Genomic DNA, 13,176 nt, shown 5'->3' on the forward strand with positions numbered 1-13,176 from the left:
TCGTCCACCGCGTCCGCGCCGCCGTGATCGGCTGGCTGCAGAACCGCCGCCAGTCCCGCCGCATCGTTTTTGCCGAGTAGACCCATGATGATGACCGACATCGCGGCGCTTTCCGCCGACAAGCCGTTCTCGATCGCGATCCTCGCCATGGGCGGGCAAGGCGGCGGCGTTCTCGCCGACTGGATCGTGCATCTGGCCGAAAGCCAGGGTTGGGTGGCCCAGACCACCTCCGTGCCGGGCGTTGCCCAGCGCACGGGTGCCACGATTTACTATCTGGAACTGATCAAGCCGCGCGAGGGCGCGATGCCGATCCTGTCGCTGATGCCGACGCCCGGCGATGTCGATGTCGTGATCGCGGCGGAGCTGATGGAGGCCGGCCGCTCGGTGATGCGCGGTCTTGTGACGCCGGACAAGACGCTGCTGATCGCCTCCACCCATCGCTCCTTCGCCGTTGGGGAGAAGGAAAAGCCGGGCGATGGCATCGGCAATCCCGAAACCGTGGTCGATGCCACCGATTTCGCCGCCCGCAAGACCATCGCCTTCGACATGGATACGCTGGCGGTCAAGAACGGCAGCGTGATCTCCTCATCGATGTTCGGCGCATTCGCCGCCTCGAAGGCGCTGCCGTTTTCCAAGGAAGCCTATGAGGAAACCATCAAGGCCGGCGGGCGCGGCGTTGCCGCCAGCCTGAAGGCCTTCGATGCCGCCTATGCCCGCGCGCTTCAGGGCGAAAACGACAAGGTCTCGGCAACGCCCGCAAAGCGGCTTGACGCCCTCCCGGAAACGGCCGGCCATCCCGCGCTCGACAGGCTTTTGAACCGTATCCGCACCGAATTCCCGGAGGTCGCCCACGCCATGCTCTATGCCGGCGTGAAGAAGCTCACCGATTTTCAGGACCCGGCCTATGCCGGCGAATATCTGACCCGCATGGCAGCGCTCCTTGCCGCCGACCGCGACAATGGCGGCGCGGCAAAGGGCTTTGCCTTCACGGTGGCCGCGTCCAAATATGTCGCCGTTGCCATGGCCTATGACGATGTCGTGCGGGTTGCCGATCTGAAGGTGCGCGGTACCCGTTTCGAACGCGTCCATAACGAGGTTGGCGTCAAGGACGGCCAGATCCTCTACATGACGGAATATATGCATCCGCGCATGGAGGAGGTCTGTGGCACGCTGCCGAAGGGGCTTGGGCTCTGGATCGAGGCGCGGCCCAAGCTGTTCGCTTTCCTCGACCGGCGCGTCAACAAGGGCCGGCGGGTGAAGACCGGGACGCTGTTCTGGTTCTCCTCGCTCTACTTTCTTTCCGCCATGCGCCGTATCCGCCGCGGCAGCCTGCGCCATTTCCGCGAAGAAGAGCACCGCGAGGCCTGGCTTCATCAAGCGCTATCCGTGCTGCCGGCCAATTACGACCTCGCCGTGGAAGTGATCGCCACCCGGCGACTGGTCAAGGGCTATTCCGACACCCATGCTCGCGGCCTGTCGAAATTCGACCGCGTGCTTTCCGCCGTGCCGATGCTGCAGCCCCGCGAGGATGGGGCCGACTGGTTGCGCCGCCTGCGCCAGGCCGCCCTGATCGATGAGAGCGGGATCGCCCTCGACGGCGCGCTCAAGACGGTGGCGACGCTGTAAGGCGCGATGGGCGCTGCGCCCATCTGCGCTCTGAAGGGTTGCTCTACAGCAAAACCCGCTCGCCGGTCCGGCTGCTTTCGATCACCGCTTCCAGCAGCGCCGCCGTGTTGATCATCTCGGCGGTGGTGATCGGGTAGGGAGCCTCGCCGCGGATCGCGCGGGCGAAGGCGACGATGTTGTCGCGCACCGGTTCGGCGGGGCCGATTTCCTCGACCGCGATCTTGCTGCCGGTCGAGGCGCTGGTGACAATCCAGCCGTCCGGGGCTTCGACATGGGCCTTGTCGCGGATATCCACCCAGGCCTTCGAGCCGAACAGCGAGCAGCGCGACACGAACGGCATGGCGAGATTGGCCGCAATCGTGGCCGTGCCGCCGCCCGCAAAGCAGATGAAGGTCGAGATCGTGTCCCCCTGCGGCAGGCTGGAGGCGAGCGTCTCGCAGGAAGCGACCACGCTTTTGGCCGGTCCCATCAGCCGGACGGCCAGGTCGAGGAGGTGGATGCCGGTCGCCGTCATGCCGGCCGCCGGCGCGTCCTCTGCTCCGAGCCGCCAGTTGGTCGGATCGAGCGCCAGGAACTTGTCGTGGCTGAAGGTCGCGTCGAACTGCATCAGCCGGCCAAAGTCTCCGGCATCGGCGGCCCTGATCATAGCGGCGATCGGCGGCTCGTAGCGCCGCTCATGCCCGGTTGCGAGGATGAGGCCGGCGGCCTCGACGGCGCTGACGGCGCGCTCCGCGCCCGCCCGCGTCATCGCCACCGGCTTTTCGCAGAACACGTGTTTGCCAGCGGCAGCCGATGCTGCGATCTGTGCGGCATGAAGCTTGTGGGGGGTGACCAGCAGAACGGCCTCCACCGCCGGATCGGCAAGCGCCGTCTCGAGATCGGCGCTGACCGGCACGTCGTGGGCGGCGGAAAAGGCGCTGGCGATCTCGCTGTTCGGCTCCACAGCGCGAACGATGGTGACGTCGTCGGGCGCGGCCTTCAGCACGGCGGTAATTTTCTGGCCCCACCAGCCGAGGCCGACGAGCGCAATACGGACCGGGGCGCTCATGAACGGTTGTCCACGCGCTTGTTGAACGGACGGATCGATACCTTCTCCCAGAGGCCGGCGGCGTGGAAGGGATCGTTTTCATGGAATTTCATCACCGCGTCCATGTTGTCGGCCTCCACCAGGAAACAGGAGCCGATCATGGTCTCCTCGTCATCGGCCAGCAGCGGGCCGGAGATCAGCGTCTTGATCGGATTGCTGGCGAGGTAGGCCTTGTGCGCCTCGTAGTGATCCAGCCGTTTCTGGACGTTGCCCTCGTAATCGAGGCAATGGACGATGTAATGCATGAAGATCACTCCTTTTGATGGATAGGCGCCGCGCCGAGACGGGCGGCGAAGGCTTCGATCGCAGGTGCCGCGGGCGCGCGGGCAATGACCACGATCCGGCTGACGCCGCCGCCGGTCTCCGGCGTGAGCCGCACCGGACGGTAGATCTGGTCGCGCACCATCTGGATGGCGAGCGGACGCGGATCGTCGCGATCGACAACGATCCCCTTCAGACGGAGAAGCGCCGATCCGGCCGCCCGGCTCATGCGCGCGATCTGTTCGGTCAGCACGGTCCAGCGCTGCGGGGCGAACTCGATCACCCAGGACCGGATGGCGTCCTTGTCGTGGACATGCACGGTTCCCGTGGCCCGCAGCCAGCGGTTCGGTTGCACCGCGCCGGTCGCGCTGTCGATCAGCCCGGCATTGAACAATTCATCCGGGCCGGGCAGGGCGGCCGCGTCGAAAAGCGGCGCTGTCGGGTTCATGCCGGCAAGATTTCGGCGGATTTCCTCGGCGCGCGATGCCGGGACAAGGTCGGTCTTGGAGAGAACGATCCGGTCGGCGGCGGCGAGATGTTCCGGCCGGGCGTCGTCCGGCGCGGTCGCGTCGACGACGGCGACCGCCGCGTCGAGGCGCACCAGCGCGCGCAGCGCATGATCGGCGCCGATGCGGGCTATGACGGCGGAAAGATCGGCAACGCCGGAGGTTTCCACCAACATGCGCCGTAGCGGCGTCTCGGCCGCCGTTATCATGTTGCGGACGACCTCCGACAGGTCGTTTCCGGGCCGGCAGCAGATACAGCCGTTCTGCAGCAGCGCCAGGCTCGTCTTCGGCGCGGCGGCGGAAAGCAGCAGGTCGTCGACGCCGAATGCGCCGAACTCGTTCACCACCACGCCGGTTCTCGCCATGTCGGGCCGCGCCAGGAGGCCGGCGATCAGCGTCGACTTGCCGGCGCCAAGCCCGCCCCCGATTACGGAAAGCGTGGGTCGGTCACGCGTCATGGCCTAAAACTCGCTGTCGTCGGCGGCCTCGAACGGGCGCGGCAGCCAGGAGCCGTCCGCGGGAACGCCGGCGCGTTCGAACAGCCGGTCGCGGGCCGTCTCCACCCTGGTCTTGAAGCCGGCATGGTCGAAATCGACCAGTTTGAAGTTGCGCTTGCGCACCGTGCCGCCGACGATCACCGTTTCGACATTGCCGGTATGGGCGGCCTCGACCACGATGCCATAGGCGTTGTTCATCGGCATGGTGTTGAGTGCGTTGCAGTTCACCAGCACGATATCGGCCTCCTTGCCGACGGTCAGCGAGCCCGTCAGATGGCCAAGCCCGCAGGCGAGCGCGCCCTGAAGCGTTGCGAATTCGAGCACGTCGGTCGCCATCAGCGGCAGCGGGTCGACGATCACCTTGTCGATCAGCGCCTGGTTGTTGACCACCGCTCGCGTGCTGGAAAGCAGCGCCCGCATGGCGGAGAACATGTCGTCCGGCACGGTGGTGACCACGTCGATCGAGATTGACGGGCGCACGCCGACGCCGAGCAGGGAAAGCGTGGCCGGGAAGCCGTGGCCCATGTGGAGTTCGAGTTCGGGCGAGATCGAGGCGGTGCCGCCGGTATCGCCGATGACCCGGAAATCCTCGTCATGCAGCGAGTTGCAGTGGACATAGGTGACGTCCGGTCCGGCAAGGCCCTCACCATGGAGCTCGACCACCGGCTTGTTCATGCCCCAGAGCCCGTCGCCCACATGAACGCTGATCCTGAGGCCCAGATCGCGCGCCTTGATGAAATCCTCGCGGGTGACGCGCATTGTGGCGAACTGGTTGCCGCGGGCGGCAAAGCCCATGGTCACGAGTTGATCGTCGGAGGTAAAATATTCGCGCCGTACGCGGGCGACGTCCTCGAAATCGGTCGGCTTGTCGCTGACCGGCACCCATTCGGCATTGGAGTTGCCATAGCCGAACACGGCGCGCATGCCGGCCGCCTTCAGGCCTTCCACCGCGGCGGAGGCGTGGTCCGGCGTGTTGTTGTTATGCGACCAGTCGTAAAGCGTAGTGATGCCGGCATCGAGCGCGGCGATCGCGCCCAGATGGTTGCCGATCTTCATGTCGTCGGGCGTGTAGAGATCGCCCATCACGCCGCGCACGCCGGCGAAATACTGCGCCAGCGTCCAGTCCGCGCCGGTGGCGCGCAGCAGCGCCTGCCAGGTATGGCGGTGGGTATCGACGAAACCGGGAATGGCGATCCGCCCTTCGCCGTCGATCACCTCGGCATCGCCGGCGTCGAGATCGGGGCCGATCGCCGCGATCTTCGAACCCTCGATCAGAATATCACCGCGCGGCATCACTCCGATTTCGGGGTCGATCGAGATGATGTACGCGTTCCTGATGACCTTGCGTGACATGCGGGCCTCCTCCGTAGCCGAATTGTTCTTGCGGCCGGCGACGTGACGCTCCTCTGCGTCAACGCCGGCTTTGCTTCCCCATCAATGGCCGTTCAGGACACGATACTGCCCGAAAAAATTACCGAAATGAAAAAATGCGCGCGCCAAACGCTCTGGCCGCGCAAAAAGAAAGAGCCGCCAGATTGGCGGCTCGGGCTGGGGAGGCGGGTGGGAGCCTTACTCGGCTTCGCGCGCGCGGATGGCGAAGATGTCGAGCGGCGCGCCGGCGCCGTTGAGGTCGCTTAAAATCATCAGCCGGCTCGGCAGCACGCCCTGGCTCGGATCGAGCCGGATAACCATGCTGTCGCGATGGGCGGTCGCGGTGAAGCGGTGGCGCTGGCAACCCTCGATCGTGCCATCGGCGCAATAGATGCCGACCGGCTGACCGCCGCCATCGGGCGCGACCGAACTGATCTCGATCAGCACCGGACCGCTTTCCAGCATGCCGCGCACGGCGACCGGCAGCGCGATCGCCACCGCGCCGGCATCGCCGGTCGCATTGGAGGCGATCTCGACGGCGGGGGCATCATCGAATGTAACGGTCTCAAGACTTGCCTGCGAACCGGGCGTCAGCACATTCGCCGTGCCCGGTTGGAAAATCGTGGTCCAGCCCGAAGCGCCCTCGAAGTCCTCGGCCTCGATACGCGGGGCGGGATTGGGAACGGCCGTGTCGAGGCGTTCGGGATTGAGCGCGAAATTGGAATCGACCACCCACCATCCGCCGAGCAGAAGGAAGGCGATCACGATCACGCCGATCATCATGGCGGTCAGCGTCCGCCGCCGCCGCACCGGCTTCTGGTGCCTCTCGGCCTTCGCCGCCGCCTTGCGCTGTTTGCGCGACATGCGGCGCGGGCGTGGGTCGGCCTTCACGCTGCCGGCAAGCGGCGCGCGATCCTCGTCCGTCACCGCGATATCGCCCATCGGCGAAAGCGCCTCGCGGTCGAGATGGCCGCTTTCCACACGGGGCGCCATGGTGAAACCGGCCTCGGTGAAATCGACATTGTCGGCCTCCTCAGAGGCAATCACCGGGCTTTCGGGATAGGCGAAATGGGCGTCCGGTTCCGCCTCGAAAGCCGGTTCGGCGGTAAAGCTGTCGCCGGGCGTGATCGCGCCGATCTCGTCCTCGAGCGAGGGGGCCGGCTTTTCCGGCGCGCGGCCGACGGCGAAGGGATCGTCGAACACAGGTCGGGCAGGGGTCTTCTGGGCTTCGCGCGCCTTGCGGGCGGCGGCCGCCTCTTCCTGTTCGATCGCGGTGATGATGTCGTCGAGCCTGCGGCGCTGGCGGGCAACCGCGCCGGGCTCGGTTATGTTCTGGTTGGCAAGGCCCTTTTCCAGCGCCTGCCGTGCGGATTGATAGACCCGGGCGCGCTGGTTGGCGTCCCGCCGGTCCGTGTTTTCCAGCGCTGTCCTGATGGCTGTTTCAAGTCCGCTCACTGTGTCTTCCCGTCCGTTGAAGCTGGCATATCGCTTTTGACAGTGTTTCAGCCGCGCGATCAAGGCAAAATACCGTCAGCGCCACCGTTCAACGCATAACCGGTTCAAACCGTTGCAAATCGCGGCGAAAAATGCCTCTTTTGCGGAAGAGAGTGAACGCGCCGTGAAAGTCACGGCCAAACCGGGGAAGGCCGTGTCGCAAACGTTCCGCCTTGACGATCTGATGCAGATGGCCCGCGAAGAGGGCCGGATTGTGGCCGAGGATGCCGCAAGACGCCTCGGCGTCACCGTGCAGACCATCCGCCGCGATCTGCTGACGCTCGCCGAAAGGGGCAAGCTCACCCGCGTTCACGGCGGCGCGGTGCTGCCGTCGGGAACCGCCAATATCGGCTATGACGACCGCCGGGCGCTCTATGCCGCCGAAAAGGCGGCGATTGCCGAGGCTTGCGCCGCGGCGATCCCGGAAAACGCCGCGATCTTCATGAATATCGGCACGACGATGGAGGCGGTGGCCGCGAGGCTGCTCGGCCACAAGAACCTCGTCGTCGTCACCAACAACATCAATGTCGCCAATATCCTGGTCGCCAATCCCGGCTGCGAGATCGTGGTGGCCGGCGGGCAGCTGCGCCGCGCCGATGGCGGGCTGGTGGGGCCGCTCGCCAACCGCATCGTCGAGCAATTCAAGTTCGATCTCGCCGTGATCGGCTGTTCGGCGATCGATGGCGATGGCGACCTGCTGGACTTCGACATGATGGAGGTCGGCGTCAGCCAGACGGCGATCCGCCGGGCCCGGAAAACCGTGCTGGTCGCCGACCATTCCAAATTTGCCCGCACCGCGCCGGCGCGGATCGCAAGCCTTGCCGATATCGCCACCTTCTTCACCGACCAGCCGCTTGCCGCGCCGCTTGCCGAACGCTGCCGGGAGTGGGGCACCGAGGTCGTGGTGTCGGGCGGGCGCTAGACTCCGCTTCAGGCTAGTCCACGGGCGACCAGCGAGCGGCCCATATCGCCGATCATGGTGTCGGCGGAACGAGGCGGGCGGCCGAGAAGCGCCGCGCCGCGGCTTGAATCGAGCGCGGGCGCGTAGCCGAGTTCGTTGATATTGGCTCTGATGTCGCCATCGAACAGCGCCAGCAGGCGCACGAGAAAGTCGGGCGCCCTGCGTTTGGGGATCCTGTCGGCGCGTTCTGGCACTTCGCGGGCGAGCGTCGCGGCAAGCGCTGCGAGATCCATATTGGAAAAGGCGGCGGGATTGCGTTTGCCGAGCGCATCCGGCGCCGTCAGCGCCGCGACATGAATGCGGGCGAGATCACGGACGTCGACCATGTGCAGGTGAAGGCGCGGCAGCATCGGCACATCGCCCTTCATCAGCCTGACGAACAGCGCGCCCGATGTGCCCGGGTCGTCGTCCAGCAGCGGCCCCAGGATAAAGCCGGGATTGATGACGGCAAGGGCAAGGCCATCGTGCTCGGCAATCTCCCACGCCTTGCGCTCGGCCAGCACCTTGGAAAGCTGATAGGCATTGAGCCGGCCCTCATCCGGGTCCGGCCAGTCGTCGGGACCGAGCGCATTTTTCCTGCTCGTCGGGCCCCGGCCGTTGACGATCGCGACGGAGGAACTCGTCAGCACCACCCGCTCGACGCCAGCCCGTCTGGCGGCGCCCAGGGCGCGTTCCGTTCCGCCCACGGCGGGGCCGACCAGTTCATCGGGGTCTTTCGGCATGGTGGTCACGAAGGGCGAGGCGCTGTGGATCACGAAACGGGCGTCGCGCGCGGCGTCAAACCAGCCCTCGTCCTCGGTCAGGTCGAGCGTCACGAATTCAAGTCGCGATGTGTCGGCGCCGGCCTCTTCCAGCGCCTTGCGGGTCGCTTCCGCCCGCTCCCCGTTTGCGCCCGGATTGCGCAGGCTTCCGCGCACGCTATAACCGGCATTGAGAAGTTCGACGGCGATATGGCCGCCCAGAAAGCCGGTAATGCCGGTCAGAAGGACGATATCGTTCATTGCGGACTCCATAATTGAACGTTTTGAACTATATATGTTCATATCGTTCAATTCAGGCGATATGCAAGAGGAAAAACAGTGCCGGCTCCAAAATCCGAAGCGCGAACGAAAAAAATACTGGCGGCGGCCCAGACCGAGTTTCTGGCAAATGGCCTGCGCGCCACAACAATGCAGGGCATCGCCAAGCGCGCCGGCGTCGCCAAGCCCACGCTCTATGCCTATTTCCCGGACAAGGAGGCGGTGTTTCAGGCAACGCTCTCTGCGGTGCTGGACGACATGAAAGCGGAAGCCGAAAAAACGCTGGACGGCCCCGGCAGCGCTGTCGAGCGCACGGCGGCGGCACTGGAGAACAAATTTTCCCGCATGGCGGCGCTGCTGAGCAACTCCCCGCATGCCGGCGAACTCCTTGACAATACCGAGGCCTTCGCCGAACAGGCGCTGGCGGAAATCAATGCCTGGCTCTCCGCAAGGCTCGCCGAATTGCTCGCTGGCGAAGGATGGCCGCGCGATCAGGCCAGCCGCCGCGCGGATCTGGTGCTTGCCTGCGTAGACGGTCTGTTTGGGGCCTATGCCGGCAGCCGCATCGAGCCCGCCGATGTCGGCTTCGTCGTGCGGCGGCTGCTTGCCGCTCCATGACGCGCCCCATCGGTAGGGCCTATAATGCCGGCGCTTTGGAACATTCCGCCCGCGAGCGGCTTTCTTCTGCTGTTAACGAAATTTCTGAAACCGTTATTTTTAGCAGGATCGCGCCCGCCGGTGCGGCGCTGGAGTGGAGCTTGACTGTATGACGACCTTGAAGGGCATGACCTGGACCCATCCGCGCGGCTTCGAACCGCTGGCGGCGAGCGCGGATGAATGGCGCGAGAAGACCGGCGTCGAGGTCAAGTGGGAAAAGCCCGGTCTTGAGGAGTTGGAGGATCTGACGCCGGTCGATATCGCCCGCGACTATGATCTGATCGTCATCGATCATCCCCATCTCGGGCAGATCACCGCCGAAAACTGCCTCGCGCCTCTCGATGTCGAGGGTCGGGAGGAAGAGCGCGAGGCGATAAAAAAGGGATCGGTTGGCAGTGCCTTCGAGGCCTTTCATTACAAGGCGCATCAATGGGCGTTTCCGATCGATGTCGACGCCCAGGTCATGGCCTACCGCCCCGACCGCGCGCCGAGCCTGCCGGAAAATTGGGACGAGCTCATCAAGCTTGCCGAAGACGGCCACGTGTTGTTGCCGCTCAGGCCGCCGCATAACCTGCTGACATTTTTCACCCTTGCCGCCAATGCCGGCACGCCCTGCCGCAATGACGGCGCGGGAAATCTGATCGACGAAGATGACGGCATTGCCGCCTATGAACGTCTGGTCGCGCTTGCCCGGCTCGTTCCCGAGGACAATCAGGCGATGGACCCGGTCGGGGTTCTGGAGGCGCTTTCGGCGCCCGATACCAAGGCCAGCATCTCGCCCTATGTCGCCGGCTACGCGCTCTATGCGCGCGACGGGTTTCGCCATCACCGGCTCGGCTTTGCCAATATTCCGGGCCTTGGCGAGCGCGGCCCGGCGGGATCGGTGCTCGGCGGAACGGGTATCGCCGTCTCCGCCTTCAGCGAAAACTGCGATGCGGCGATCGACTATGCCTACTGGATCGCCAGCGGGCCGGTGCAGGCGACGCTCTATGCTGGAGCCGGCGGCCAGCCGGGCCATGCCGACGGCTGGAAAAGCCTTGAGGTCAACGGCGCCGTCAACGGCTTCTATCGCAATATCGCCGATACCGCCGCCCACGCCTATATGCGGCCGCGCCACAATGGCTATATCTGGTTCCAGCGCGAGGCCTCTGATGTGCTCAACGAGGCGTTGCGCACCGATGCGCCCGCCATCGCCGTCATCGGCCGGCTCAACAAGCTTTTCGAGGACAGTTTCTGACGTGAATTCCCGCGCCTGGAATCTGCCGCTGGAATTTTTGATTTACGTACATCAAACGGCGCGCTATAAGGGAGGCATAACAAGGTCCGGACCGCGGGCCGCGGAGGAAATCGTCAGGCGGGGGGAGACATGCGCCCGACAGTGCATGACATAGCCATCAAGGCAGGCGTCAGTCTGGCGACCGTGGACCGCGTCATGAATGGCCGGCCCGGCGTGCGCGAAAAGACCAGGGCAAAGGTCGAGGAGGCGATCCGTTCGCTCGGCTATGTCCGCGATGTCGCCGCCGCCAATCTCGCCAAGGGCCGGGTCTATCCCTTCACCTTCATCCTGCCGCTCAATGACAACGCCTTCATGGCGGCGTTGCGCGCGGCCGTCGAACAGGCCGGCGAACGCGGGCGGATCGAACGGACCGAGATCAGCATCATCGACGTGCCGGCCTTTGACGGCGATGCGCTGGCGAAAGCGCTGATCGCGGCGGGCGAGGAAGAGCCCGCCGGCATTGCGCTGGTCGCGGTCGATGCCGATCCCGTGCGCGCGGCCGTCGGCGCTCTGAAGAAAAAGGGCATTCCGGTCGTCACCCTGGTCTCCGATCTGGAGGATAGCGGCCGCGATCATTATGCCGGCGTCGACAACCAGGCGGCGGGCCGCACCGCTGCGACCCTGCTTGGCCGGTTCATTGGTCCGCGCGCCGGGCGCATCGCCATTCTGGTCGGCTCGCTTTCGGTGCGCGACCACCAGAACCGGCTTTCCGGGTTTTCCGAAGGCATGGCGCTCGATTTTCCGAACCTCGAACTGAGCCCACCGATGGAAGGCCGCGACGACGCGGCGGTTGCCGAACGGCTGGTGGACGAGGCGCTCGCCCGCGACCCGGATATCATCGGCATTTACAGTCTGGGCGCGGGCAATCGCGGCCTGATCGCCGCACTTGAAAAGGCGCGCGGGAATGGTCGTGAAATCGTCACGATCGCGCACGAGCTTTCCGATCATTCGCGCTCAGCGCTCGAAAACGGTCTGTTCGACGCGGTGCTCAACCAGGATGCCGGCCATGAGGTCAGAAGCGCGATCCGGGTGCTGAAGGCCGAGGCCGATGGCCTGGCGGTGATTGCTGCGCAGGAGCGCATCCGCATCGACATTTTCATCAAGGACAATCTGCCCTGAAGGGCGGGAAAGGGAAGAACGCCATGTATCTCGGGCTCGATCTCGGAACCTCCAGCCTGAAGGCCATGCTGATCGATGACGGCCAAAAGGTGATCGCCAGCGCCGATGCGGCCTTGTCGGTCGCGCGGCCGCATCACGGCTGGTCGGAGCAGAACCCGGCGGACTGGATCGACGCCTGCCGGATCGCCGTCGGCCGTCTCGCCGAACGCCATCCGGGCGAGCTTGCGGCGGTCAGGGGCATCGGCCTCTCCGGCCATATGCACGGCGCCACTATCCTCGACGGCGACGGCGCGGTGCTGCGGCCCTGCATTTTGTGGAACGACACGCGTTCCTATATCGAGGCAGCCCAGCTCGACGACGATCCGCGCTTCCGTGCGATTACCGGCAATATCGTGTTTCCCGGCTTCACCGCGCCGAAACTGGTGTGGGTCAAGAAGAACGAGCCCGAGATTTTTGACAAGGTCGGCAAGGTGCTGTTGCCGAAGGACTATCTGCGCTACTGGCTGACCGGCGAATACATTTCCGAAATGTCGGATGCGGCCGGCACCTCATGGCTCGATACCGCAAAGCGCGACTGGTCGGACGAGCTTCTTGCCGCCACCGATCTGTCCCGGTCGCAGATGCCGGCGCTGGTCGAAGGCTCCGAGGTCGGCGGCACGCTGAAATCCGCGCTCGCCGCAGAATGGGGCATGACCGGACCTGTGGTGGTGGCCGGCGGGGCCGGCGACAATGCGGCGTCCGCCTGCGGCATGGGTACGGTTGCCGATGGCGCGGCCTTCGTCTCGCTTGGCACCTCCGGCGTGCTGTTTGCCGCCAATGACCGCTACCGGCCGAAGCCCGAAAGCGCGGTTCATGCCTTCTGCCACGCGCTGCCCGGCACATGGCACCAGATGGGCGTGATCCTGTCGGCGACCGACACGCTGAACTGGTATGCGAAGATCACCGACAAGAGCCCGGCCGAGCTTTCGACCGAGGTCGGCGACACGCTACAGGCACCCGGCGACGTCACCTTCCTGCCCTATCTTTCCGGCGAGCGCACGCCGCACAATGACGCGGCGATCCGCGGCGCCTTCATCGGTCTTGCCCATGAAAGCGACCGCCCGGCGATGACCCGCGCGGTGATGGAAGGCGTGGCCTTTGCGCTCCGCGACAATCTTGAGGCGCTGCGCTCCGCCGGCACGGAGCTTTCAAGGATCACCGCAATCGGCGGCGGCTCGCGTTCGCGCTCATCTCCACGTGCGGAGACGATCCGAGGTGCTATTGATATCTCCGCTTCGTAAACCTGCCGCCTGTAGCCTCAGC

The 13,176-nt window shown here is 65.4% G+C and carries 11 protein-coding genes and 1 pseudogene; 6 read left to right on the forward strand and 6 right to left on the reverse strand.

From position 1 onward, the window contains the following. Positions 1 to 84: 84 nt before the first annotated feature. A complete protein-coding gene (locus tag B4E36_RS07315) occupies positions 85 to 1,626 on the forward strand; it encodes an indolepyruvate oxidoreductase subunit beta family protein (protein ID WP_292054184.1) in 1,542 nt (513 codons plus the stop codon). Between the two features lie 43 nt (positions 1,627 to 1,669). On the opposite strand, the gene B4E36_RS07320 is transcribed toward B4E36_RS07315, so the two are convergent. The 5 genes from B4E36_RS07320 to B4E36_RS07340 all read right to left on the reverse strand — a co-directional run bounded on the left by B4E36_RS07320 (position 1,670) and on the right by B4E36_RS07340 (position 6,803). Then, complete coding sequence (locus tag B4E36_RS07320) at positions 1,670 to 2,674, reverse strand: Gfo/Idh/MocA family protein (protein WP_292054187.1); 1,005 nt, start codon at positions 2,672 to 2,674, stop codon at positions 1,670 to 1,672. Then, positions 2,671 to 2,958 (reverse strand): YciI family protein, encoded by a 288-nt coding sequence (locus B4E36_RS07325; protein ID WP_292054189.1) that lies wholly within the window; start codon positions 2,956 to 2,958, stop codon positions 2,671 to 2,673. Before B4E36_RS07325 ends, B4E36_RS07320 begins: the two co-directional genes overlap by 4 nt. Before the next feature lie 5 nt (positions 2,959 to 2,963). Next, positions 2,964 to 3,938, reverse strand: a complete 975-nt coding sequence (locus B4E36_RS07330; RefSeq protein WP_292054190.1) for a CobW family GTP-binding protein — start codon at positions 3,936 to 3,938, stop codon at positions 2,964 to 2,966. 3 nt (positions 3,939 to 3,941) lie between these two features. Then, positions 3,942 to 5,330 carry an amidohydrolase family protein gene (locus B4E36_RS07335; protein ID WP_292054192.1) on the reverse strand — a complete coding sequence of 463 codons (1,389 nt, stop codon included), beginning with the start codon at positions 5,328 to 5,330 and terminating at the stop codon, positions 3,942 to 3,944. Positions 5,331 to 5,546: 216 nt separating this feature from the next. Further along, entirely contained in the window at positions 5,547 to 6,803 is a 1,257-nt protein-coding gene (locus tag B4E36_RS07340; protein ID WP_292054194.1) for a hypothetical protein, read from the reverse strand. Between the two features lie 193 nt (positions 6,804 to 6,996). Here B4E36_RS07340 and B4E36_RS07345 point away from each other — a divergent pair, with 193 nt between their 5' ends. Then, positions 6,997 to 7,764, forward strand: a complete 768-nt coding sequence (locus B4E36_RS07345) for a DeoR/GlpR family DNA-binding transcription regulator (protein ID WP_292054196.1) — start codon at positions 6,997 to 6,999, stop codon at positions 7,762 to 7,764. Positions 7,765 to 7,772: 8 nt separating this feature from the next. Here the strand turns inward: B4E36_RS07345 and B4E36_RS07350 are convergent, their stop codons facing one another. Then, a complete protein-coding gene (locus B4E36_RS07350) occupies positions 7,773 to 8,804 on the reverse strand; it encodes an NAD-dependent epimerase/dehydratase family protein (protein ID WP_292054198.1) in 1,032 nt (343 codons plus the stop codon). A 78-nt stretch (positions 8,805 to 8,882) separates the two neighbouring features. Here B4E36_RS07350 and B4E36_RS07355 point away from each other — a divergent pair, with 78 nt between their 5' ends. The 4 genes and pseudogenes from B4E36_RS07355 to xylB form a co-directional block, all read left to right on the forward strand. After that, positions 8,883 to 9,440, forward strand: coding sequence for a TetR/AcrR family transcriptional regulator (locus B4E36_RS07355; protein ID WP_292054200.1), 558 nt, complete (start codon positions 8,883 to 8,885; stop codon positions 9,438 to 9,440). Positions 9,441 to 9,588: 148 nt separating this feature from the next. Next, positions 9,589 to 10,716, forward strand: a complete 1,128-nt coding sequence (locus tag B4E36_RS07360) for an extracellular solute-binding protein (protein WP_345900181.1) — start codon at positions 9,589 to 9,591, stop codon at positions 10,714 to 10,716. A gap of 129 nt (positions 10,717 to 10,845) precedes the next feature. Further along, positions 10,846 to 11,874 (forward strand): LacI family DNA-binding transcriptional regulator, encoded by a 1,029-nt coding sequence (locus tag B4E36_RS07365; protein WP_292054204.1) that lies wholly within the window; start codon positions 10,846 to 10,848, stop codon positions 11,872 to 11,874. Positions 11,875 to 11,897: 23 nt separating this feature from the next. Then, a pseudogene (xylB, locus tag B4E36_RS07370) lies at positions 11,898 to 13,100 on the forward strand (xylulokinase); the annotation flags it as partial. Between the last annotated feature and the right edge of the window lie 76 nt (positions 13,101 to 13,176).

It is taken from the genome of Martelella sp. UBA3392, assembly GCF_002358775.1.
GTDB lineage: Bacteria > Pseudomonadota > Alphaproteobacteria > Rhizobiales > Rhizobiaceae > Martelella > Martelella mediterranea.

Bases quoted from the DNA above. Each gene is read 5' to 3' on its own strand.
- B4E36_RS07315 (WP_292054184.1), top strand. From the start codon at position 85: ATGATGATGACCGACATCGCGGCGCTTTCCGCCGACAAGCCGTTCTCG.
- B4E36_RS07320 (WP_292054187.1), bottom strand. From the start codon at position 2,674: ATGAGCGCCCCGGTCCGTATTGCGCTCGTCGGCCTCGGCTGGTGGGGC.
- B4E36_RS07325 (WP_292054189.1), bottom strand. From the start codon at position 2,958: ATGCATTACATCGTCCATTGCCTCGATTACGAGGGCAACGTCCAGAAA.
- B4E36_RS07330 (WP_292054190.1), bottom strand. From the start codon at position 3,938: ATGACGCGTGACCGACCCACGCTTTCCGTAATCGGGGGCGGGCTTGGC.
- B4E36_RS07335 (WP_292054192.1), bottom strand. From the start codon at position 5,330: ATGTCACGCAAGGTCATCAGGAACGCGTACATCATCTCGATCGACCCC.
- B4E36_RS07350 (WP_292054198.1), bottom strand. From the start codon at position 8,804: ATGAACGATATCGTCCTTCTGACCGGCATTACCGGCTTTCTGGGCGGC.
- B4E36_RS07360 (WP_345900181.1), top strand. From the start codon at position 9,589: ATGACGACCTTGAAGGGCATGACCTGGACCCATCCGCGCGGCTTCGAA.
- B4E36_RS07365 (WP_292054204.1), top strand. From the start codon at position 10,846: ATGCGCCCGACAGTGCATGACATAGCCATCAAGGCAGGCGTCAGTCTG.